We start from the raw sequence: 22270 nt of genomic DNA, 5'->3' as shown, positions 1-22270 counted from the left end.
ACCTGTCCGCCCCACATCTGTACGGGGGACGTGGATCTAGGTCGTCCGAACCTTCCCGGTTAGGTATGAGATCCACTACAAGTCCGGTACTCTCGCCTCGTGCTGCACGGGCGCATCGCGGAGCAGGCCAGGATCATGCGACTTCTCGCTGGTGAGAGCGGCGCCCTGATGGTGCGCGGGGAAGCCGGGGCGGGCAAGAGCGCGTTGCTCGCCTTCGCCGCCGAGCTCGCGAGTGATCAAATCGTACTCCGCGCCTCCGGTACCCCCGAAGAGTCTCACCTCCCGTACGGCGGCCTGCACATGCTGCTGGCGACCACCCGCCCGCGCTGGAAACACCTGCCCGCCCAGCAGCGCGACGTCCTCGACCACCTGGGCGAGCCGGAACCGCGTGGCCCCGATGCCTGGCCGTACCTTCCGGTCTGGAACCTCCTGCGTCACCTGGCGGGGCGAGGGCCCGTGCTCTGCCTGATCGACGACGCGCACTGGCTGGACCGGGAGAGCCTGGCGGTCCTGTCCTTCTGCGTCCGCCGCCTCGCCGCCGCGCGCGTGGTGATCCTGGTGGCCGGCGAGGGCGACCTGCCCGCGCTGCGGGGGATCGACGAGCTGGACCTGCCCGGTGTCGACCGGCAGGCGGCGCTGGACATCGTCGCCGAGCGCAGGCCGGGCATCGTCCCGCAGGTGCGTGAGCGGATCGTCGGTGACGCCCGCGGCAATCCGCTGTCCCTGTGCGAGCTGGCCGCGGGGCTCAGCCCCGCGCAGGTCGAGGGCGGGCTGTCGCCGCTGGGCCTCTATACCGGCTGGCCCGGGCGTTCGCGGCGGGCCGATCAGTTGTACGGCGAGCGCTTACGCGCCCTGCCCGAGCGGACCCGCTTCCTCCTCCTGCTGGCCGCCACCGACCCCGCGGCCTCCCTGCCCGAACTGCTCGCCGCCACCGAGGCGATCCCGACCCCTCACTCCGCGCCTTACGCCGCCGAGGCGATCCCGGCATCCCACTCCGAGTCTTTCGCCGCCACAAGGGCGATTCCGGCCCCGCACTCCGAGCTCTTCGCTGCCGCCGGAGCGACCCCGGCTGATCTGGAGCCCGCCGAGACCGCCCAGCTCGTCGAGGTGCGGCAGGCCGGGCTCACCCCTCGCCACCTGCTGATCCTGGTCGCCGCCTACCAGTCCGCGCCGGTCTCGGCCCGCATCGCCGCGCACCGGGCCCTGGCCGAGGTGTCGCCCGAGCGGCGAGTCTGGCATCTCGCCGCCGCTGCCATACTGGGGCCGGACGAGGAGATCGCGCGCGAGCTGGCGGCCATCGGGACGTCGTCGGCGCTGGAACGCGCGGCCGAACTGACCGCCGACCCCCAGCCGCGCGCCCGGCGCTATGCGGCCGCCGCGGTCGCCGCGTGCGACGCCGGCCAGCTCCGCCGCGCGACGGACCTGGCGACCCGCGCGAGCGAGCTGAGCGCCGAACCCTCGACGCTGGCCTCGGCCGCCCGCGTGCTGGCCACCGTGGAGTCCGAGATCGGCTCGCCGACCAAGGCCGCGCAGATGCTGCTCGACGCGGCGGCCAGGATCGGCGACGACGACCACGCCATGGCCATCGTGATGATCGCCGACGCGATCCGGCTGTTCGGCTACAGCGGCGACGAGGGGCTCGCCGCCCAGATCGCCGCCGCCGTCTGGGCGTCCGGCAGCGCGGTCGAGGATCCGGCGGGTCCGGTGCCGGACACGGCACCGGCGGCGTCGCGAGCCCCTTCGCAGGTCGCGCGGTCAGGAGCCCAGCCCTCATGGTCGGCTCCGCTGGCCCGATCGTTGCCCACGCTGGCGAAGATCATGGCCGGTGACCCGTTCAGCGGCTTCGCCGCCATCGGCGAGCTGGTCGAGCAGACGCCCGCGTTGGCCACCCAGCAAGCCATAACCGCCACCTCTTTGGGGCTGATGGCCGCCGACGCCGGCTCGGCGCTGCGGCTGACCTCCACGCTCGTGACCGACTGCCGCCACCAGGACCTGCTGGGGCTCCTGCCGTACGCCCTGCAACTCCAGGCCCAGGCCCTCCTGCTGAGCGGCCGCAAGGCCGAAGCGCTCAGGCAGGCCACCGAGGGGCTGAAGCTCGCCGGTGACCTCGGCCAGACCCACCGGGTCGGGCACCTGAGCGGCCTGGTCGCGCTGATCGCCGCGTTGAGCGGCGACGAGAAGCGCTGCCGGGCCTACGCCGAGTCGAGCCTGGCCTACTGCGCCGACCACGACGCGCCGGCCAGCGCGGCGCTGGCCACCTGGGCGCTCGGCCTGCTGGAGCTGGGGCGGGGCCGGGCGGGCGCCGCCGTGGACCACCTCGCGCGCGTGGTCGCCGGCCCCGCGCACCACCCGGTGGTGGCGGTCCACTGCGCGGCCGACCTGGTCGACGCGGCCGTCCAGGCCGACCTGCCCGGCGCCGCCGTCGAGCCGCTCGCCCTGCTGGAGCGATGGGCGGGCGACACGCGCCAGCGCTGGGTGGGCGCGGTGGCGCTGCGGTGCCGGGCGCTGGTCGCGCCGGACGGCGAGGCGGAGCCGCTCTTCACCGGCGCGCTCGATCTGCACGGCCCGTCCCCGGCCTCCTCCTTCCAGCGGGCCAGGACCGAGCTCGCGTACGGGCAGTGGCTCCGCCGGATCAGGCGCAGGTCCGAGGCCCGCTCTCATCTGCGTGCCGCGCGGGCCGCGTTCGAGCAGCTCGGCAGCACCCCCTGGGCGGAGCGCGCCGCGGCCGAGCTGAGCGCGACGGGGGAGGCGAGCCCGGCGGAGCCGCTGCCGGAGGCGCTGCGCGGGCTGACGCCGCAGGAGCGGCACGTGGTGTCCCTCGCCGCGCAGGGGTCGTCCAACCGGGACATCGCCGCCAAGCTCTTCCTCAGCCCGCGGACCGTCGGCTACCACCTCTACCGTGCCTTCCCCAAGCTGGGCATCACCTCCCGAACCGAGCTGGCGGACTTGCTGCGGCAAGCCGGCACCGGTTTCGGGACGGTCACGCCGGCGTAGGCCCTCCAAGAGAAAGGCGGTCTCGTGACGCAGCTTGTCATCGAAGGCCCTGGCATGTCGGTGACCCTCGATCCGGGCCGTTCGTACCGGCTGGGCCGCGACCCGGGGGCGGACATCGTCGTCAGCGCCGAGCGCGTCTCGCGTACGCACGCCGTGCTGCGGTTCGAGGGCGGACAGTGGATCCTGGAGGACGCGGGCAGCAGCAACGGCACGTACGAGAACGGCCACCGCGTCCAGCGGGTCGTCGTCGGACCGGGAACCAGGATCCACCTCGGAGACCCGGCGGAGGGCGAACTCATCGGCTTCCGCGCTCCGGAACTGCCGGCGACGCCCACAGTCCGCTTCCCGCGCACCGGGCAGTGGCGTCAGCCGGCCGCCGTCAGGAACGTCGGCGGCGCGCAGGTCGTGCGCATCGGCCGGGCGCCGGACAACGACATGGTCGTCACCGATCTGCGGGTGTCCCGGCGACATGCCGAGCTCCGGATCACCGGCGGCGTCCACGAGATCGTCGACGTGGGCAGCGGCATGGGCACCTATGTCAACGGCCGGCGCGTGCGGCGCGCCCAGATCTCCCCGGACGATCTCATCGGCATCGGGCCGTCGACGTTCCAGCTCGTGGGCGACACGCTCATGGAGTACGCCGATACGGGCGAGGTCTGCCTCCAGGCGCACGACCTCACCGTCACCGTGGGAGGCGGCAAGGTGCTCCTGGACCATGTGTCGTTCCCGGTGGGCGAGAAGTGCCTGCTGGCGATCGTCGGCCCCAGCGGCTCGGGCAAGTCCACCCTGCTGCGCGCACTCACCGGGTTGCGCCCGGCCGACCAGGGCGTCGTCACCTACGACGGACGCGATCTCTACCGCGACTACGCCGAACTGCGCTCGCGGGTCGGCCTCGTGCCGCAGGACGACATCCTGCACAGCCAGCTCACCGTGCGCCGCGCCCTCATCTACGCCGCGGAGCTGCGCTTCCCCGACGACACCCGGCAGCACGAGCGGAAGGCGCGGGTCGACGAGGTGCTGCGGCAGCTCGGGCTGGACAACCGCAAGTACAACCGCATCTCCTCGCTGTCCGGCGGACAGCGCAAGCGCGTCAGCGTCGCCCTGGAGCTGCTGACCAAGCCGTCCCTGCTGTTCCTCGACGAGCCGACCTCCGGCCTGGACCCGGGGCTGGACAAGTCGGTGATGCAGATGCTGCGGGGCCTGGCCGACGACGGCCGTACCGTCGCCGTCGTCACGCACAGCGTCGCCAATCTGGACATCTGCGACCGGCTCCTGGTGATGGCGCCGGGCGGGAAGATCGCCTACTTCGGGCCGCCTGACGAGGCGCTGCCGTTCCTCGGCTTCACCGACTGGGCGGATGTGTTCCTGGCGTTCGACGACCAGGCCAGGGACTGGGCCGGCGAGTACGCGCGATCTCCGCTGCACCGGAAGTACATCGCGGCCGACCTGATCGCGCCGGTCTCGGCGCGACCCGCCGCGCAGCGCGAGCTCCCGCCGAAACCGCAGAGCTGGCCGGAGCAGCTCAGCACGCTGGTGCGCCGCTACTGCCGGAGCATCGTGGCGGACCGGTTGTTCCTCGGCATCACCATCGCCCTGCCGATCATCATGGGCCTGCTGGCCCGCGTCGTCCCGACCGGCGACCTGAAGGGACCCCCGAACAGCAACGGCAACGCGGCGAACCTGCTGCTGATCCTGTGCATCGGCGGCTGCCTGACCGGCGCCGCGAACGCGGTGCGCGAACTGGTCAAGGAACGCGCCATCTACCAGCGAGAACGGGCGGTCGGGTTGTCCAGATCGGCCTATCTCTGCTCCAAGCTGCTCGTGCTCGGCCTGATCACCGTGGCACAGGGCATCGTGCTGACCTACGTGGCGATGCTGAACGTCGAAACGTACGACAAGGGGGTGTTCACCGCGCCGTTGACCGAGCTGTCGCTCGCCGTCGCGCTGCTGTCGTTCACCGCGATGACCGTGGGCCTGCTCATCTCCGCGCTGGCCAAGACCAGCGAGATGACCATGCCGCTGCTCGTGCTCGTCACACTGATCCAGCTCGTCTTCTGCGGGGCGCTGGTACACCTGGACGGCAAGCCGGTGATGGAGCAGATCTCCTGGCTCGTACCGGCTCGCTGGGCGCTGGCGGCGCTGGCGGGCACGCTCGACGTGGGCCAGCTCATCCCGCACGTCCAGGATCCGCCGGACCCCTTGTGGAGCCAGGACTTCGGCACCTGGTTCCTGGACATGAGCGTCCTGGCCGTCCTCGCGATCGTCTTCGCCTTCCTGGTGGCCCGCATGCTGCGCCGACACGAGCCGGCGGTGATGCGCGGCAAGTGACCGGTACTTCCGGACAATCCGCGCTCACCGATGGTTGACGTGACGGTCGAGATCGACTAAACGGGTGTCATGATCCGTAGAGCATGGTTACCACTGGCGGTGGCGGCGAGTTGCCTGGTGGCGTTCGCGCCGCCCGCGTCCGCGGAGCCGGACGAGCCCACGACGGCCGCGGCCCCGACCACGAACGGGGCCCGGCCGCCGAAGGTGACCAAGGGCCCGTGCCAGTACACCGAGACGCCCGACGACCCCGCCGTGCGCGAGGTGCCGCTGCCGCCCGACCCGCGCCGCACGCCCACCCGGCCCGTCTCCGCCGTGCTGAAGACGAACCACGGCGACATCGGGCTCACCCTCGACCCGGCCAAGGCGCCGTGCACCGTGCAGAGCTTCGTCCACCTGATCCGGCACCGGTTCTACGACGTGACCTCCTGCCATCGGCTGACCGCCTACGACCGGTTGAAGGTGCTGCAGTGCGGCGACCCCAGCTTCACCGGCGAGGGTGGGCCTGGCTACCGGTACAAGGACGAGCTGCCCACCGACCTGCCGCCGTGGCCGGGGGATCCGACGGGAGAGCGGAAGACGTACGCGCGCGGTGTGCTGGCCATGGCGAACGCGGGGCCGGACACGAACGGGAGCCAGTTTTTCCTGGTGTACGGGGATTCAGGGCTGCGGCCGGGCTACACCATCTTCGGCACCGTGGACGCCGCCGGGCTGGCCGTGCTGGACCGGATCGCCGCGGGTGGCATCCAGCCGACACCCGGGGATCCGGCGCCGCCGGTGGACGGCAAGCCGGTGCTGCCGGCGAACATCGAGCGGGCCCGCGTCTGCCGCTAGCTGGATCCGGCCGCGGAGGTCCACGGCCGGATCCAGTACAGCTCCTCCCAGAACGTCGACAGGATCACTGCAACCCCAGGTGAATCAGGGCAGAGCCTCCCAGTCCCCGAACGGACTGTCGGCTCCCGGCGCCGATTGCCTGCGGGCATGAACAACGCCATCGGTGCCGATGGCGAACATCACGGCAGCCCCACTCGCATCAAGAGTGGCCGCAGGGTAATCGACAATGGTTCCGCTGAGGTCGGCCCACGCGCCATAACCGCTGCCGTTCGCGGTCAACTGCTTGGTCATGCTGACCCCGGTCCCGGCGTTGCGCTCGAACATCAGGATCCGCGCGTCCGGACCAGCCGGGGTGGTGACGAGAGCGGGCTCACCAACCCCCGCGTGTCCCCCGATCACAGCAGGCGTGGTGCTCCAGGGGCCACCGGCGACGAGCTGGTAGCTGACGACCATCTCAGCGGTGCCGGCGCGGCGGTAGGCCACGTGGAGACGCCCGTCCTGGGACAGAGCGATCGAGGGCGGGCTGGCCGGGGTCATCGACGGGACGGTGGTGGCGAAAGTGAAACTGCCATTGGGTGTGGACTGATACCAGCGCAGCAGTCGAGTCCTGGAACTGGCGAACACCTCAATGAGACCCAGTGGCGTGGTAACGGCGGTGAGGCCGTCCTGCACGTCAGTGCCGCCCCGGTTCTGCCACGCGCCCCAGCCGCCGTTGGCCGCGGTCTGGACGCGGCTGCTGACCCCGCCGTTGCCGTTCTTGACGAACAGCTGCATCCGGCCGTTGGCGTTGGAGGCGACCACGGGCAGGCCGATCTGCTCTTGGATCTCCCAGTCCGTGTGGGGATTGCCAAGGTCGGTCCAACTCCCTGTCCAGGCGCCGTTGGCCGCGGTCTGGGACATGGTGACGATGTGGTGGTCGGTCATTCGCCTGGCGAAGATCGCCAGGCGGCCGTCGGCCTGCTTGCCCACGCTGATCGCGGGCGCCAGGGCGCCGCCCGCGCCGGCCAGCACGTGCGGGCCGTCCCACGCTCCCAGCAGGGTCTGCCCGTAGGTGTTCACCACACCGTTGCGCACCACGAAGATCTGGGGTCGGCCATCAGCGTTCCGGCCCGCCCAATGGGTTCCCCTGGCCCAGCGGTAGTACATCCGGGTAGGCCACACGTTCGGGTCGAACGCGTGGTCGTATTGGATGTAGTGATCGATGATCGCGCTCTTGCGGGCGCTGATCGCGGTCGTCAGGTTCATCGGCGCGTCGGCGATGTTGTAGTCGCGGTAGTTCACCAGCAGAATCGGCAAGCCTGACGCCTGGGCCGCGTCCCCGGCCAACCGTCCCGCGGCCACATGGTCGCCGTGGCCCGGGTCGTAGCGGTTGTCGACGATGGGGTCTTGGGCGCGCAGGACGTTGGGCTGGTAGTGGTTCATCAACCCCGCCAGGACGGCGATCACGTCAGCGCGCTCGTACGTGTACGACTCGCTCACCAGGCCGTCCTCGGGGATGATCGTGTGATCGACGAAGTCGTCCACCCAGTTGAACCAGCCGATCTCGTTGTCCCGCATGTTCATGAACACCAGCTGGATCTGCGGATGATCCGTGAGCGTGTACCGCTCGACCTGCCGATTCGCGATCGTCCAGGCCACCCCGGTCCACTCCTCCTGGGCGGCCGGATTCACGTCCGGCACCCCCGTCATCCGGGCGTAGGCGTCCAGCATGCCGCGCTGCCGATTACGGGCCCGCTGCTCGTCGGTATCACCGTCTCCAGTGACCTGCCCCGCGGTCAGGAAGACCGTGACGTTCGCCGCCCCCGACTGGATCGAGTCGTCGATATCGGGGTTCATGAACAAGATGTCGTCGTCCTCATGCGCCACAATCTGCATGAACGCGCCGGGTGCGATGGTGGGCGTGGCGACGGCCACTCCACCCATCGGCACCACCACGACAAGCGCTGCGAGCGCGGCTAACAGCCGCATCCATAATGACGTAGTCCTGCCTTCGCGCATGTGCTTCCCCCCACGCGGGCCGTACCGAACAAAAGATTTTCGTGGCCCAAAGTCGAATAGTGAATAGTCTGCAACCCGGGGGCAAGGGGAAGCCTGATAACAACTGCGTAACACACTTCAAAAGGAAGATCATTTAACCGGCGAGATGGCTCTGGCCTGGGAATATGTGCTGGCGAGGTTGCAGCTCGATCGCTCCGGTGGCCTTCGGCGTGAACGAACAGGTACGCCTGGCGTATTGCTTTTGCGATTGGATGAATGGTGAGTATAAAATAGAAATAAAATTCACGAGGGAAGCGATCTGTCGAAGAATTCTCCCACCATTGAGCTCATCGCCTGCTCCACCCGGTGAATCCACTCCGCTGTTGATGTGAATTTGACGGCCGGTCAGAAATCCGACGACATCCGCGACTGGTCAGGTCCCCTACGCTCTCGCCTCCTCGGGGCTCAGGGTGCCCGCATCATTTGACGTCGCCGGCCTCGGTGCCCGCGCCTTCCGGCTGTACTCGACGAGTCGGGCGTTCAGTATGCGCGACCGGAGGTTGTTGACCAGCGTGGCCGTGACCAGGCAGTCGGCGACGACCACGATCCAGCCGAGCCGCAGGCCGGGGTCGATGCCGTCAGTGTCGCCGCGTCGAGTCATTTTCGACCGCGACAAGGCGAAAGCCCGGAACATATCCGCTGAAGCTGGGCTTCCACCTGTTGTCAGGACACTTGGCGATTATCAGGATGATGTCCCTCATGCCCGCCAGAGTTCCGGCAGCCGCGCGGTCGAGCTCGCACGTGCTAAGGCAGCTTGGGTGGCTCGACGCCAGAATCTGGAAATCCCGCGGAGCACTTGTTCGTGGCCGTGCAAAAGGTTGTACGTGTTGTCGCTCATGGCAAGACTGCCTCCTAGGTGGGCGAAATCGTATGCCTGCATCGTGATGCGATAGTCTCGGCTGGATGTCTAAAGACCGGTCGGCCAGGCGGTCAGTGCCTACCATGCGGGACATCGCCGCTGTGGCTGCCGTCTCGCAGAGCACCGTGTCCCGTGTCCTCAGTGGCGCGCCCACCGCCGTGCCCATCGCGGAGGAGACTCGCCAGCGGGTGCTGCGGACCGCCCGGGAGCTGGGCTATCGGCCCAACCCGCTGGCTCGCGGGCTGCGCGGCGCCTCGACGAACCTCATCGGTGCGGTGGTGCGCGACTTCAGTGATCTCTTCTTCGCCGGGGCGATCGAGGCGCTCGTGGTCGAGTCGATGGCGCACGGCTACAACGTTGTTCTGGGCCACGTGCCGGGCCGGGCGGGCGATGAGGCGCTCTCGCTGACCACCGTGCTGGAGACCCGGCACACCGATGCGGTGGTGCTGCTCGGTGACATGCAGCAGCATCCGCGGTTCCTTGCCGACCTGCGCAACTCGATCGTGCCGGTGGTCGCGCTCTGGCCGGGCACGAGCCCGCACGAGTTCCCGACCGTTGACGCCGACGACCGGGCCGGCATCCGGGCCGGCCTGCGCCATCTGGTGTCACTGGGACACAAGAGGATCGCCTACATCAACGCTGAGCTTCCCAATGAATATCGGGCGCGGGAGGATGCCTACCTCGATTTCATGCGTGATCGATTCGGCGCCGTGCCGCCGGGCTATGCCGAGCGCAGCCCCAGCACCTTGGCCGGCGGCGATGCCGCGCTGCGGCGCCTGATGGACCGGCCCGACCCGCCCACGGCGATCGCCGCCTCGACCGATGTGGTGGCCGTGGGCGTGCTGCACGCCGCGCACAGCTTGGGCGTGACAGTGCCGGATTGCCTGTCGGTCGTCGGCTTCGACGACATCGTCATCGCGGCGCATACCGTGCCGGCCCTGACCACCGTGCGGATGCCGATATCGGAGATCGTCGGCTACGCCGTTACGCAGGCGGTCAGGCTGGCCCGGGAACCGGCCGACGCCCAGCGCCTGCCGGCTCTTGAGATTTTCCAGCCGGAATTGATAGTGCGGGACTCGACCGCACCTCCGGCGCTGAGCTGAAACCGATCATGCCAACGCTTATTTGACGGCTCCGCTCATCAGACGGGGGCTCGCCCCGTCGACGAGGGCGGCTTCGACCACGTCCGTCGGTACGGCTTGGATCGCGGCGACGAAAAGGATCATCCCGAAGCCGATCACCTTCCAGACCACGGAGGCGCTGATCGCGAAGTTGGAGACGCCGGCGTCCACGCCCAGCCACAGCACGGGCTTGTCGATGATCCCCAGATCGAGCAGCGCCCGGTTCGCCAGACCGAAATCGGTGCTGAAAAGCCAGTACCAGAGCAGGCTCGACACTCCGAGACCGATTACGACCGGGATGAAGACCACCGTCCGGGTGACCCGGCGCAGGGCGGTGTTCCTGGCGGTGAGCAGTGCCAGCAGATAGCCGCCGATGATGAGGAACGGAGTTATGAGCGCGGTGTAGAGCAGGGCGAAGGCTCCTCCTGGCCGCAGGCGGTGGCCGCGAGCAATGGCACCGCCGCGGCCGCCCGGACAGGCCACCTGGGATGGGTCCTCATGTGCCAGGCTCCTCTCTTCGGAGTGGACCGGTGTTGACACGACCCCCTGCTGATGGGAACGTAACCATGAATACGATTGCATTAAATCGTTTTCATTTTGTGATTCGGGAGTCACCGGCTCACTGGTGGAGCCAGGTGTGGTCATATTGCGCCTCCCCTCTGGCGGCCTCTCAGTTCTGCGCATTGCTGTAGCACCACGCAATTCCCACGCTTGCCGGGCGGACTGTTAACGCAACCACGGCCATTCGTCAGGTGACATATGACCCGCAGCATTCTGGGGCGCCTGGGGTTCGCGACTTACCGACGATGACGGAGATCAGCGCAGCTGAAGGGAGATCGTCCATGCCCAGTAGCGCCCGCATCCGAAACAGACTCGCCACCACCGTCAGGGTCGTCCTCGTGGCCGTTCTCGCCCTGGGAATGAGCCTGGCGGCCGTGCCCCCGGCGCAGGCCGCCGGCGGCGGGCCGAGCATCACCAAGAAGCGGTTCGGGATCCTGCCCAACGGCAAGAAGATCGACATCTACACACTGCGGAACTCCAACGGGATGCGGGTGAAGATCCTCACCTACGGCGGCATTCTTCAGTCGATCGAGGTCCCCGACAGCGGGGGCAAGTTCGCCGACGTGACGCTCGGATTCGACAACCTGTCCGACTACGTGAAGAAGAGCCCGTATTTCGGGTCCATCACCGGCCGGTACGCCAACCGCGTCGCCAAGGGGCGGTTCACCCTGGACGGCAAGACGTACCGGCTGGCCACCAACGACGGCCCCAACCACCTGCATGGCGGCAACAAGGGTTTCGACAAGCAGGTCTGGCAGGCCCACCCGGTCAAGCGGCACAACAGCGTGGGGCTCGTGCTGACCTACACCAGCCCGAACGGTGAGGAGGGCTACCCGGGGACGCTGCGTACCAAGGTCGTCTACACGTTGACCGACGACAACCAGCTCCGGATGGACTACCGAGCCACCACCAGCAGGCCCACGATCGTCAACCTCACCAACCACGCGTACTTCAACCTGCGCGGTGAGGGCAACGGCACGATCCTCGGCCACGAGCTGCAGATCAACGCCTCCCGCTACACGCCGGTCGACAAGACGCTCATCCCCACCGGAAAGATCGCCCGGCTGGGCGGGACACCGCTGGACTTCCGCCGGCCCACCGCCATCGGCGACCGCATCGACAGCGAGAACCAGCAGATCGTGCGAGGCGGCGGGTACGACCACAACTACGTCCTCCAGAGCCACGGGCGGGGCCTCAAACTGGCCGCCAGGGTCGTCGAGCCGGACAGCGGGCGCGTGCTCGAGGTCATCACCGACCAGCCGGGCCTGCAGTTCTACTCGGGCAACTTCCTGGACGGCACGCTGCGCGGCACCAGCGGCCGCCTCTACCCGAAGCGGTCCGGCTTCGCTCTGGAGTCGCAGCACTTCCCGGACTCGCCCAACCACGAGAACTTCCCCTCGACCGTCCTGCGGCCGGGCGAGGTCTACCGGACCACGACGATCTACGCGTTCTCCACGGTGTGACAACTGCGTGAAATCCCCCGCCGATCTCATGAGGCAGGATCATGAAAGACATCCATCCGAAGGTCGAGGAGGCCCTCGACACACTCAACCTGAACCGGGTCGCGCGCCGTCGCCTCCTGTCCGGGGCGGGCCTGGTCAGCGCCTCGGCCGCCGCGGCCGCGCTGCTCAGCGCGTGCACCAGTGACTCGGGCGGGAACAGGCCCGCCGCCTCAGGCGGCACCGCGGCGGCGGCCGGGGCCGGGGACTTCCCGTCCACGCCCAAGTGGAAGTTCGTCTTCGTCTGCCACGTCACCACCAACCCGTTCTTCACCCCCACCCAGTACGGCGCCCAGGACGCGTGCGCGCTGCTCGGCACCGAGTTCCAGTGGACCGGGTCGAAGGACTCGATCGTGGCCGAGATGGTCAACGCGACCAACACCGCCATCTCGGCCAAGGCCGATGGGCTGGGGCTGGCGGTCGTGGACAAGGCGGCCTTCAAGGAGCCGGTGAACCGTGCCCTGGACGCGGGTATCCCGGTGGTGTCCTACAACGCCGACGGCGCCCGTGACGACAAGGGGACCAGCCGGCTGGCGTACATCGGGCAGGGGCTCTACGAATCCGGCTACGCCCTGGGCCAGCGGGCCCTTCAGCAGGTGGACTCCGGCGACGTGGTGGGGTTCATCGCCACCCCGGGCGCCCTGAACATCCAGCCCAGGATCGACGGCGCCGCCCAGGCGGTCAAGGACTCGGGCAAGGCGATCACGTTCGAGTCGGTCGGGACGAACGCCGACATCACCAAGGGGCTGTCGATCATCGACGCGTATGCCCAGGGGCACCCGAACCTGGCCGGGATGCTCGCCGTCGACGCCGGATCGACGCAGTCGATCGGGCAGGTCGTCAAGAAGTACAACATGCGATCGAAGAAGCTCAAGGTGGCCGGCGGCTTCGACCTGGTGCCCGAGACGCTGACGGCCATCAAGAACGGCGATCTGGACTACACCATCGACCAGCAGCCGTACCTGCAGGGATTCCTGCCGGTGCTCTACCTCTACCTGTACAAGCTCTCCGGCGGGCTGCTGTTCCCGTCGGAGACCAACACCGGTCTGCTCTTCGTGACCAAGGACACCGTGGGGCCGTACCAGACCACCAAAACCCGCTTCGAGGGCTCGGACACCGCCCAGAAGCTGGTCGAACGGTCCGGCGCCATCGCTCACGCCTCCTAGAGGCGTTGATCGGGAGTTGAGACGTACGGCTTGCGTCCGGGGAACGCGCGGGGCGCAAGTCGTACACCCAGTCAATCCATGTGGAGGAGGGCGAGGTGCCCGACATCAGCGATGGTATCCGCGAGTCGCCGGCGCCCGCGGAGGTGGCCGGACGGCCCACGGGGAACGGGGCGCGGCGCGGCGCGAACCGGATCCTGCTGCGGATCAGGGACGAGTTCCTGCGGCGGCGCGAGGCGAGCGTGCTGGTCGTGGCGCTGGCGCTGGGGGCCTACTTCGCCTCGGCCTCCGAGGCGTTCCTGACCGGCGACAACATGGTCAACATCACCCAGGCGGCCGCGCCGAGCGCCATCGTCGCCTGCGGCATCGTGCTGCTGCTGGTCAGCGGCGAGATCGATCTGTCGGTCGGGGTGGTGGCGGCGCTGGCGCCGTTCATGATGCACTACGCGATCGACTACTGGGGGGTTCCAGGTGTCCCGGCGATTCTGCTCGCCCTGCTGACCGGGACGGTTATCGGGCTGGGGAACGGGTTGGTCACGGTCGTGCTGAAAGTGCCCTCGTTCATCACCACGCTGGGCACCTTCTACCTGGTGACCGGGATCGTGCTGACCACGTCCGGCGCCTATCCGGCCGAGATTCCCGCGTCGGTGGACAACCGGATCGGGCAGTGGCTGGGGGCGGCCAACTGGGCGCATCTCGTGTGGGCTCTGGTGATCGTGGCGTTCTTCCACGTGCTGTTCACGCGTACGCGGTGGGGGCTGCACACGATCGCCGTGGGCGGGAACCTGCTGGGGGCGCAGGAGGCGGGCGTCCGAACAGGGCGCATCAAGGTCGGAAATTTCATGATTGCGGGCACTTTGGGGGCTCTTGCCGGGATATTGGAAGCCTTCCGGATTCACACGATCGACCCCAACCTCGGTGGCGGCACCGGCCTGATGTTCACCGCGGTCTCGGCGGCGGTCATCGGCGGCACGGCCCTGGCCGGCGGCTCCGGGACGATCATCGGCGGTGCCCTGGGCGCGCTGGTGCTGGCCGAGCTCCAGAACGGCTTCAACCTGATCGGCATCTCCGCCAACCCGTATTTCCTGATCCTCGGCGGCGCCATCCTCCTGGCGATGATCGCCAACGTGTACCTGAGCCGACTGAGAAGGGCGGGCAAGACGACGTGACCTCTCCGAACGCCGACTCCACTGGTGCCGTCGACGTCCTGCGCGTGGAGCACGTCTCCAAGCGCTTCGGCACGGTGACCGCGCTGCGCGACGTCAACATCCACCTGACCAGGGGCGAGGTACTCGGCCTGATCGGCGACAACGGCGCCGGCAAGTCCACCCTCATGAAGATCATCTGCGGCTTCCACCAGCCCGACGCCGGCCGCATCCTGCTCGACGGCGAGGAGGTGTCCTTCAAATCCGTCGACCACGCCCGCTCACTCGGCATCGACACCGTCTACCAGGACTTGGCGTTGATCAACGAACTGAGCGTCTACCACAACATGTTCCTCAACCGCGAGCCGGTGATCTTCGGCTGTCTGCTGAACAACCGCAAAATGCGCAGCCTGGCTCGCGAACACCTCAACGACATGGGCGTCAACATCCCGTCGGTGGATGTGGAAGTAGCCAAACTGTCGGGCGGTCAACGCCAGGCCATCGCCGTGGCCCGCTCCGTCTACTCCCGCTCCAAGATCCTCCTGCTGGACGAGCCGCTGGCCGCGATGGGTGCGAAAGAGGGCGTTCAGATCCTCGACCTGGTCCGCGATCTCAAATCCCGCGGCGAAGTCTCCATAATGATCATCGCCCACAACTACGCCCAGGTCCTGGAGGTCTGCGACCGGGTCAACCTCCTCCAGCACGGCAGCATCACCTTCGACAAACCCACCGCCCGGACCTCCGTGAAGGAACTCACCGACCTGGTTGTGGAGGAATACCGCGCCGCTCGCACCGGGGTTCGGTCCGGCCCCACCCCTTGAGAGCGGGGCGAGGCGGTTCCGGTCATTCGCCGCCCAGATCGAGCAGGACCTTCGACGCCACGGCGCGATCGCCGGCCAGGTCGAACGCTTCGACCGCCCGGGCCAGCGGGAGGGTGTGGCTGATCACCGGCTGGACGTCCAAGCCCGCGGCCAGCAGCGACAGCGCGTCGTCGAATTCGTGGTCGAAGCGGAAGGCACCCCGCATGGTGATCTCCCGGGTGACCACCACATTGCCGAGGAAGCCGGTCTCGCCAGGTGGGAGCAGGCCGAGCAGGACGACCGTGCCGCCGCGACGTACCCGCTGGACGCAGGTGCCGAGGCCCGCCCCGGAGCCGGACGCCTCGATGGCGACGTCGACGTTGTCCGGCCACGCCGGGTCGTCGGGCTGGTCGGCCCGGACGGTGGCTGTGGCGCCGACCCTCCTGGCGATGTCCAGGGGCGCGTCCAGCAGATCGCTGACGGTCACCTCGGCGGCGCCCGCGTGCCGCAACGCGGCGACCACCAGGGCGCCGATGGGACCGGCGCCCGTGACCAGCACGCGCTTCCCGGCCACCTCCCCGGCGCGGCGGACCGCGTGCAGAGCGACGGACAGCGGCTCGGCCAGCACGGCCCGGCGCGGGTCGAGCCCGGCAGGCAGCGCTCGTACCTGATCGGCGGGTACGATCAGCCGCTGGGCGAAACCACCCTGGACGTGCGGCATCCGGGCGGCGCTGCCGAGGTAGCGGGCCTGACCGCACACGTTCCGCCGGCCGCCCGCGCACTCCGGGCACGCGCCGCACGGGGTGGCCGGGTGGATCGCCACCGGTGTGCCGGCGGCCGGGCCGTCCGTACCGGGGCCGAGCGCGTGGACCCGGCCGACGACCTCATGGCCGAGCACCAGGGGCTCGCGGACCTGGAAGTCACCGACCGAGCCGCGATGGTAGTAGTGCAGGTCCGAGCCGCAGATGCCGCCGAGGGTCGCGGCCACGAGCGCCTCCCCGGAGCGGGGAAGGCCGGGGTCCCACTCCTCGACCCGGAGATCGCCCGCCTTGTGGACGACGCAGGCACGCATATGTGCTCCCTCACAGAACGGACAGCATTCCGCCGTCGACGTACAACACTTGCCCGCTGACGAAGTCGGACGCGGGTGACGCCAGGAAGATCAAGGCACCGATCAGGTCGGAGACCTGGCCCCACCGGCCGGCCGGGGTGCGCCCCCGCACCCATGCGCTGAACTCCTCGTCCGCGACGAGCGCCTCGGTGAGTTCGGTCGCGAAATATCCCGGTCCCAGGCCGTTGACCTGGATGCCTGACGGGCCGAGGTCCGCGCACATGCCCTTGGTCAGCAGCTTCAGCCCGCCCTTGGTGGCCGCGTAGGGGGCGATGCCGGGCCGTACCGTCTCGCTCTGCACCGAGCAGATGTTGATGATCTTGCCGCGGCGGCGCGGGACCATCCGGCGGGCGACCTCCCGGCCCATCAGGAAGGCGCTGGTGAGGTTGGTGCCGATCAGCCGGTGCCAGTCCTCGTCGGGGAAGTCCACCAGCGGCGCGCGGTGTTGCGTCCCGGTGTTGTTGACCAGGATGTCGATCGGTCCCACCTCGTCCTCGATCGCGGCGACATTGGCGGCCACGGCCGCGGAGTCGGTCACGTCGAAAGCTCGGGCGAAGACCTTTCCGGCCGGGGCCAGTTCGGCGTGGGTCCGCGCGAGGACCGCCTCGTCACGGCCGTTGAGCACCACTGTGCACCCGGCCTCCAGCAGCCCTTGGGCCAGCGCACGGCCGATGCCCCGGCTGGAGCCGGTGATCAGCGCGATGCGTCCCTCGATGTCGAACAATGGGCTGCTTGTCACGCTGGTACCGCTTTCATCCACTTGTCGGGCCGTGAGAACGCTAGTCAGAGCTCATCGGGTTTGACCAATACCTAGTGTGTGTGACGTCATCGGCCACCCGAATTCTTGCCGAATTCGAGGATCAGCTCGTGAAAGAGATCGTGTACCGCGAGGGCGGGCTCCGACAGCGGTTGATGGTGGGACGTGCACAGCGAGAGCTTGACCTCGATCGTGGGGTTGACGATCCGCCGCACCACCAGATTCCGTACGTCGAGGATGGCCTGCGCCGCCGACCAGGGCAGCACCGTGGCACCCAGACCGGCGCTGATGGCGCTGACCAGGGTCAGCACCGACTCGATCTCGCCGACGACCTTCGGTTCGAGTGAGGCATGGCGGAAGGCGGCGTCCACGACCTGGCGGATGGTGTGAATGCGGCTCGGCAGCAGCAGGCCCACATCGGCCAGCTCCGCGATGGAGACGTCGTCCGTCTCTGACGCCAGGCCGGTTCCCGGGGCGGCGACCAGGTAGAGATCCTCGGTGCGCATCGGCTCGAACTGGACCCCGCGGATGGGCCCGGCGTCGTAGATGAACGCCATGTCCATGCGGCCCGTCATGATCGCTTCGCTGATGACGCCGCCGAAGTTCTCGTTGATGTGCAGCAGGATGTCGGGGTAGCGCTCCCGCACGGCCCGCAGCAGCGGCAGGGCCAGTGCCGCGCCCGTGCTGTACGGAGCCAGCCCGACCGAGACGCCTCCGGCGGGCGCCCGGCCGGATACGTCGATCGCCGCCTGCGCGTGTTCGAGCTGGCGCAGGATCAGCTGGGCGTGGCGGTAGAGGGCGCGTCCGGCCTCGGTCGGCGCCACCCCGCGCTTGCTCCTGATCAGCAGTTGCTGCTTGAACTGGCTCTCCAGCATGGAGATCTGCTGGCTCAGCGCGGGCTGCGCGATATGCAGGATGTCGGCGGCGCGCGTGATGCTCCCGGCGTCGACGACCTTGACGAACGAGTAGAGACGCCTGGTGTCCATCGGCTACCTCCAGCCTTTGCCAGGGGCTCATCGTACGGGCCGGGCACAGAGCCGGAGCAGGTGCGCGGTCATAGCGGGGACCTATCACGTCACACGCAATGTGTATTTGATGTGCCCATCTCCCCGGATTACGGTCACCCAAACGGTAATTCGGGCCTGACCGGCAACCCCCGGCGGGATCTTCGCAGCCGAGCTCAATCGCGCTTCGCGCCCCTTCTGACCTCTTGAGCGGAGGACGACATGGCACACACGGTCGATCTGGTGGCCGATCTCGGTGAGGGATTCGGCGCCTACACCATGGGTGACGACGAGGCGCTGCTGGATGTCCTCACCTCGGCCAACGTCGCGTGCGGCTTCCACGCGGGCGACCCGCGGATCATGGACGCCACCGTACGCCACTGCGTCGAACGCGGTGTCGCCGTCGGCGCGCACCCCAGCTTTCCCGACCTGGTCGGGTTCGGCCGCCGCGCGATGGAGCTGGCACCGGACGAGGTCCGTACCGATGTGCTGTACCAGGTGGGAGCTCTGCAGGCGTTCGCCGCCGCGCACGGCACCCGCGTACACCACGTGGCACCGCACGGCCGGCTCGGCAACCTGGTCGCGACCAGGCAGGACTACGCGGCCGCCGTGGCCGACGCGGTCGCCTCCCTCGACCCCTCGCTGATCGTCCTGGCGCAGGACGGGGAGCTCGCCGACGCCGCCCGCGCCCGTGGCCTGCGGGTCGGCATCGTCGGGATCGCCGACCGGGCCTACCTCGACGACGGCACCCTGGTGCCGAGGAGCGAACCCGGCGCGGTCATCCATGACGAGCGAGAGATCAGTGAGCGGACGGTCCGGCTGGTGACCGAAGGCGTGATCCGCAGCGTCGGCGGCCGGGACATCCCCGTCCATTGCGACACCGTCCTGCTGCACAGCGACACCCCCGGCGCCATCGCGCTCGCCCACCTCATCCGCAAGGAACTCATCGCGGCGGGCGTGACGATCGCCCCGCTGGTAGACGTGCTCGACGCCAGGTACGGCGGCTGAGATGGACCACGGCATCCACATCGCGGACTGCGGCGACTCGGCCGTCGTGGTCAAGGCCACCGGCGGCGGTGCCTGGCGGGTCGTGCACGCCCTGGCCGACGCGATCGAGGCGGTCCGGCTCCACGGGGTGCACGGCGTTGTTCCCACCTACGACTCGTTGCTCGTCGAGTTCGACTGCTCCGCCACGGATCACGACACGGTTCACCGCGCCCTGCGGGGCGCGGCCGGGCGGCTCGCCGAGAGCCCGGCCCCGGCGCCCTCGCCCAGGCGGTTCACGGTCCCGGTGGTGTACGGCGGTGAGTACGGACCCGACCTGCCCGTGGTGGCGGAGCAGCTGGGGCTGACCGAGCGGGAGGTCGTCGACCTGCACACCGCCCGGGACCTGATGGTGCGCTGCCTCGGCGCACCGGTGGGAGCCCCGATGATGGACGGCCCCGCGTTCCCGAAACCGGTCCCGAGGCTGGCCTCTCCGCGTACCAGCGTCCCGCCCGGGTCGATCGCCGTCGCGGGCCGGCAGGCCGTGATCTGCCCCATGCGTTCACCGGGCGGGTGGCCGCTGCTGGGGCGCACCCCGCTGCGTGTCCTCGATCTCGACTCCGAGCCGCTGACTCCGTACCGGCCCGGTGACATCTTCCGGTTCGTATCGATCACTCCCGAGGAGTGGTCCGACCACGACGGCGCGATGCTCGCGGCTGAGGCGGTGGCCCGTGGCTGACACGCTCACCGTCCACCGCGCCGGACTCTCGGTGGTGCAGGACCTCGGGCGGCTCGGCCGCTCCCGCTACGGCCTGCCGGTCAACGGCGCTCTGGACCAGTACTCCGCCCGCGTCGCCAACGTTCTGACCGGCAACGACGAAGGTGCGCCACTGCTGGAGATCACGGCACTGGGCTTCGCCTGCACGCCCTCGGCCGAGGTGCTCATCGCGGTGACCGGCGCTCCCGCCGAGATCACCGTCGATGACGTTCCGCGTCCCCGGTGGGAACCGGTCGTGGTCCGGGCGGGCGAAACGATCCGCGTCACGCGCATCAGGCAGGGTCTGCGCGTCTACCTCGCCGTGCACGGCTCGGTGGAGTCGCCGTCCCTGCTGGGCAGTTGCGCTCCCGACACGATCCTCGGGTTCGGGCGCACGCTGCGGGACGGCGATCAGCTCGCCATTCGTACGCCCTTTCCGCCGGTCGATCACCCGTTCTCCGACATTCCGCTGTTCCGGTTGAACGCTTCCGTACCGCGCTTCGGCGAACCGTGGACGATCGACGTCACCGACGGCCCGGACCTGGCGGAGTTCGGTGACACCGCGGAGCGGCTGTTCCGGTCGGAGTTCACCGTCACCCCCCAGAGCAACCACATCGGCCTGCGGATGCGCGGCGACGTGCCGCGCCGGACGGCGACCGGTGAGGTGCTCTCCCGTGGCGTGCCCGTCGGCGCGGTCGAGGTGCCGGCCGGGGACGAACTGCTCGTCCTGCACCGCGGCCGTGGCGTCACCGCCGGCTATCCCGTCCTCGCGGTCGTCACCTCGACCGGCCTGTCCGCACTGGGGCAGGCCCGCCCCGGTCAGTCCGTCCGGTTCCGGCGCCGGACGGTGGCCGAGGCCGTGGCCGCGTACCGGTCACAACGCGCCGACATAGACTCCCTGCGCACTCGCGTACGCACGGTGTTCGACGCACTCACCCCCCACCCAGTAAGCGAGTGAAGGAGACAGCCATGGCCACCGTGGCCGCACAACCGACACCCAACACCGTCGATCCGAAAACCGCCCGTAAGGTCACCCTGGCGGGGTGCATCGGGATCTTCGCCGAGCTCTACGACAACGGCATCTTCGGCTTCATGGCCGGCACTCTGGGCACCGTCTTCTTCCCGGACTCGGCCAACGCCATCCAGCTCGTCTTCCTCGGGTATGCCGTCTCGTTCTTCTTCCGGCCCCTCGGCGGCATCATCTGCGGTCACCTCGGCGACCGCATCGGACGGCAGCGGATGCTCGTCTTCGTCATCCTGCTGATCAGCGTCGCGACGGCGGCCATCGGCCTGCTGCCGACCTACGCGAGCGTCGGCATCGCGGCACCCGCCCTGCTCATCCTGATGCGCGTCATGCAGGGCTTCTCGGTCGGTGGCGAGGCGTCCGGCGCGATGAGCTTCCTCGCCGAGCACGCGCCCGAGGGCAAGCGCGGCCTCTACACCAGCTACGCCCAGATCGCCTCCTTCCTCTCCCTGCTCACCGGCACGCTGATCGCCGCCGCCCTGACCAGCGGCCTCGGCCCGGACCGCATGGAGGCGTACGGCTGGCGGATCCCGTTCCTGCTGGCCATCCCGCTCGGTATCACCGGCATCTACATCCGCAAGCGCATCAGCGACACCCCGAACTTCACCCGTCTCCAGGAGAGCGGCAACCTGGCGAAGAACCCGCTTAAGGAGGCCTTCTCCTCCGCCGAGCACCGCCGCGCGATGCTGCTCGCCCTGTTCATCCCGCTGATGAATGGCTCCGGTTACTACGTGCTGTTCACCTACATGCCGACGTTCATGAACGCCCAGCTGCACTTCAGCAAGGTGCAGGCCCTGCTCGTCACCGCGACCAGCCTGGTGGCCATCTGCGTCGCCATCCCCTACATGGGCCGGCTGTCCGACCGGGTCGGGCGCAAGCGGGTCCTCGCGGGTGCCGCCATCGCCATGGCGATCGCCGGGATCCCCTGCTATCTGCTCATCGGCACCGGCAGCATGCCGCTCGCCATCCTGGGCGCGTGCGTCATGGCGATCATCTTCGCGGGCCACACGGGCGTCATCCACATCCTGCTCGTCGAACTCTTCCCGACCCGGGTGCGCTACTCCGCCTACGGGCTCGGGTACAACGTCTCGGCCGCACTCTTCGGCGGCACCGCGCCGCTGCTGATGACCTTCCTCATCGCCAAGACCGGCAACACCGGCATGCCCGCCTTCTACGCGGTCCTCACCGCGCTCGGCACGCTCATCGCCGTGTCCCGGGTGAAGGACAGGGCACACCAGCCGCTGCGCGACGCGTAGCACCCCACCGCACCACTCATCCTCACGCGGAGAGATTCA

18 protein-coding genes are annotated in these 22270 nt (G+C 69.0%); 12 read left to right on the top strand and 6 right to left on the bottom strand.

Annotation, left to right across the window (positions count from 1 at the left end; translation table 11 throughout):
• Positions 1-99 precede the first annotated feature (99 nt).
• The 3 genes from ACGFNP_RS36045 (at position 100) to ACGFNP_RS36035 (ending at position 6153) form a co-directional block, all read left to right on the top strand.
• Positions 100-2994: a LuxR C-terminal-related transcriptional regulator gene (locus ACGFNP_RS36045; RefSeq protein WP_393326378.1), complete on the top strand. Its 2895-nt coding sequence runs from the start codon at positions 100-102 to the stop codon at positions 2992-2994.
• Between the two features lie 24 nt (positions 2995-3018).
• Entirely contained in the window at positions 3019-5322 is a 2304-nt protein-coding gene (locus ACGFNP_RS36040; RefSeq protein WP_393326376.1) for an FHA domain-containing protein, read from the top strand.
• Positions 5323-5391: 69 nt separating this feature from the next.
• On the top strand, positions 5392-6153 hold the full coding sequence (locus tag ACGFNP_RS36035) for a peptidylprolyl isomerase (RefSeq protein WP_393326374.1): 762 nt from the start codon (positions 5392-5394) through the stop codon (positions 6151-6153).
• A gap of 84 nt (positions 6154-6237) precedes the next feature.
• Here ACGFNP_RS36035 and ACGFNP_RS36030 read toward each other — a convergent pair whose 3' ends face one another.
• Both ACGFNP_RS36030 and ACGFNP_RS36025 read right to left on the bottom strand, forming a co-directional pair.
• Positions 6238-8151 (bottom strand): PIG-L family deacetylase, encoded by a 1914-nt coding sequence (locus tag ACGFNP_RS36030; RefSeq protein ID WP_393326372.1) that lies wholly within the window; start codon positions 8149-8151, stop codon positions 6238-6240.
• A 421-nt stretch (positions 8152-8572) separates the two neighbouring features.
• Positions 8573-8791 (bottom strand): hypothetical protein, encoded by a 219-nt coding sequence (locus tag ACGFNP_RS36025; protein ID WP_358318104.1) that lies wholly within the window; start codon positions 8789-8791, stop codon positions 8573-8575.
• A 341-nt stretch (positions 8792-9132) separates the two neighbouring features.
• Here ACGFNP_RS36025 and ACGFNP_RS36020 point away from each other — a divergent pair, with 341 nt between their 5' ends.
• Entirely contained in the window at positions 9133-10152 is a 1020-nt protein-coding gene (locus ACGFNP_RS36020; RefSeq protein ID WP_358318105.1) for a LacI family DNA-binding transcriptional regulator, read from the top strand.
• A gap of 18 nt (positions 10153-10170) precedes the next feature.
• Here the strand turns inward: ACGFNP_RS36020 and ACGFNP_RS36015 are convergent, their stop codons facing one another.
• Complete coding sequence (locus tag ACGFNP_RS36015) at positions 10171-10815, bottom strand: carbohydrate ABC transporter permease (protein ID WP_393326368.1); 645 nt, start codon at positions 10813-10815, stop codon at positions 10171-10173.
• 197 nt (positions 10816-11012) lie between these two features.
• On the opposite strand from ACGFNP_RS36015, the gene ACGFNP_RS36010 reads away from it, so the two are divergent.
• The 4 genes from ACGFNP_RS36010 (at position 11013) to ACGFNP_RS35995 (ending at position 15359) form a co-directional block, all read left to right on the top strand.
• Positions 11013-12194: an aldose epimerase family protein gene (locus ACGFNP_RS36010; RefSeq protein WP_358318107.1), complete on the top strand. Its 1182-nt coding sequence runs from the start codon at positions 11013-11015 to the stop codon at positions 12192-12194.
• 41 nt (positions 12195-12235) lie between these two features.
• The gene (locus ACGFNP_RS36005) at positions 12236-13396 is read left to right on the top strand and encodes a sugar ABC transporter substrate-binding protein (protein ID WP_393326365.1); all 1161 of its coding nucleotides are present in this window, start codon (positions 12236-12238) and stop codon (positions 13394-13396) included.
• Between the two features lie 95 nt (positions 13397-13491).
• Positions 13492-14562, top strand: a complete 1071-nt coding sequence (locus ACGFNP_RS36000) for an ABC transporter permease (RefSeq protein WP_393326362.1) — start codon at positions 13492-13494, stop codon at positions 14560-14562.
• Positions 14559-15359, top strand: coding sequence for an ATP-binding cassette domain-containing protein (locus tag ACGFNP_RS35995; protein ID WP_358318110.1), 801 nt, complete (start codon positions 14559-14561; stop codon positions 15357-15359). Before ACGFNP_RS36000 ends, ACGFNP_RS35995 begins: the two co-directional genes overlap by 4 nt.
• A gap of 22 nt (positions 15360-15381) precedes the next feature.
• Here the strand turns inward: ACGFNP_RS35995 and ACGFNP_RS35990 are convergent, their stop codons facing one another.
• From ACGFNP_RS35990 to nac, 3 genes are all read right to left on the bottom strand, one after another.
• A complete protein-coding gene (locus ACGFNP_RS35990; protein WP_393326360.1) occupies positions 15382-16410 on the bottom strand; it encodes an L-idonate 5-dehydrogenase in 1029 nt (342 codons plus the stop codon).
• Positions 16411-16420: 10 nt separating this feature from the next.
• Complete coding sequence (locus ACGFNP_RS35985) at positions 16421-17188, bottom strand: SDR family oxidoreductase (protein ID WP_393326357.1); 768 nt, start codon at positions 17186-17188, stop codon at positions 16421-16423.
• An 86-nt stretch (positions 17189-17274) separates the two neighbouring features.
• Entirely contained in the window at positions 17275-18192 is a 918-nt protein-coding gene (nac, locus tag ACGFNP_RS35980; RefSeq protein WP_393326355.1) for a nitrogen assimilation transcriptional regulator NAC, read from the bottom strand.
• Positions 18193-18432: 240 nt separating this feature from the next.
• On the opposite strand from nac, the gene ACGFNP_RS35975 reads away from it, so the two are divergent.
• The 4 genes from ACGFNP_RS35975 to ACGFNP_RS35960 are packed head-to-tail and all read left to right on the top strand — an operon-like array spanning position 18433 to position 22231.
• Positions 18433-19218, top strand: coding sequence for a LamB/YcsF family protein (locus ACGFNP_RS35975; RefSeq protein WP_393326352.1), 786 nt, complete (start codon positions 18433-18435; stop codon positions 19216-19218).
• A 1-nt stretch (position 19219) separates the two neighbouring features.
• Positions 19220-19933: an allophanate hydrolase subunit 1 gene (locus tag ACGFNP_RS35970; protein WP_393326350.1), complete on the top strand. Its 714-nt coding sequence runs from the start codon at positions 19220-19222 to the stop codon at positions 19931-19933.
• The gene (locus tag ACGFNP_RS35965) at positions 19926-20909 is read left to right on the top strand and encodes a biotin-dependent carboxyltransferase family protein (RefSeq protein ID WP_393326348.1); all 984 of its coding nucleotides are present in this window, start codon (positions 19926-19928) and stop codon (positions 20907-20909) included. The genes ACGFNP_RS35970 and ACGFNP_RS35965 overlap by 8 nt, the downstream gene beginning before the upstream one ends.
• A gap of 11 nt (positions 20910-20920) precedes the next feature.
• Positions 20921-22231: an MFS transporter gene (locus tag ACGFNP_RS35960; protein ID WP_358318117.1), complete on the top strand. Its 1311-nt coding sequence runs from the start codon at positions 20921-20923 to the stop codon at positions 22229-22231.
• Positions 22232-22270: the final 39 nt, after the last annotated feature.

The sequence above is a fragment of the Nonomuraea sp. NPDC049269 genome, assembly GCF_043197155.1.
GTDB lineage: Bacteria > Actinomycetota > Actinomycetes > Streptosporangiales > Streptosporangiaceae > Nonomuraea.
The sequence above is the reverse complement of the archived record's forward strand: the minus strand, read 5'-3'. Positions and strand labels throughout refer to the sequence as shown.

Coding starts and splice junctions, on each gene's coding strand:
- ACGFNP_RS36035 (WP_393326374.1), top strand. CDS start 5,392: ATGATCCGTAGAGCATGGTTACCACTGGCGGTGGCGGCGAGTTGCCTG.
- ACGFNP_RS36030 (WP_393326372.1), bottom strand. CDS start 8,151: ATGCGCGAAGGCAGGACTACGTCATTATGGATGCGGCTGTTAGCCGCG.
- ACGFNP_RS36025 (WP_358318104.1), bottom strand. CDS start 8,791: ATGACTCGACGCGGCGACACTGACGGCATCGACCCCGGCCTGCGGCTC.
- ACGFNP_RS36020 (WP_358318105.1), top strand. CDS start 9,133: ATGCGGGACATCGCCGCTGTGGCTGCCGTCTCGCAGAGCACCGTGTCC.
- ACGFNP_RS36015 (WP_393326368.1), bottom strand. CDS start 10,815: ATGACCACACCTGGCTCCACCAGTGAGCCGGTGACTCCCGAATCACAA.
- ACGFNP_RS36010 (WP_358318107.1), top strand. CDS start 11,013: ATGCCCAGTAGCGCCCGCATCCGAAACAGACTCGCCACCACCGTCAGG.
- ACGFNP_RS36005 (WP_393326365.1), top strand. CDS start 12,236: ATGAAAGACATCCATCCGAAGGTCGAGGAGGCCCTCGACACACTCAAC.
- ACGFNP_RS35990 (WP_393326360.1), bottom strand. CDS start 16,410: ATGCGTGCCTGCGTCGTCCACAAGGCGGGCGATCTCCGGGTCGAGGAG.
- nac (WP_393326355.1), bottom strand. CDS start 18,192: ATGGACACCAGGCGTCTCTACTCGTTCGTCAAGGTCGTCGACGCCGGG.
- ACGFNP_RS35975 (WP_393326352.1), top strand. CDS start 18,433: ATGGCACACACGGTCGATCTGGTGGCCGATCTCGGTGAGGGATTCGGC.
- ACGFNP_RS35970 (WP_393326350.1), top strand. CDS start 19,220: ATGGACCACGGCATCCACATCGCGGACTGCGGCGACTCGGCCGTCGTG.
- ACGFNP_RS35960 (WP_358318117.1), top strand. CDS start 20,921: ATGGCCACCGTGGCCGCACAACCGACACCCAACACCGTCGATCCGAAA.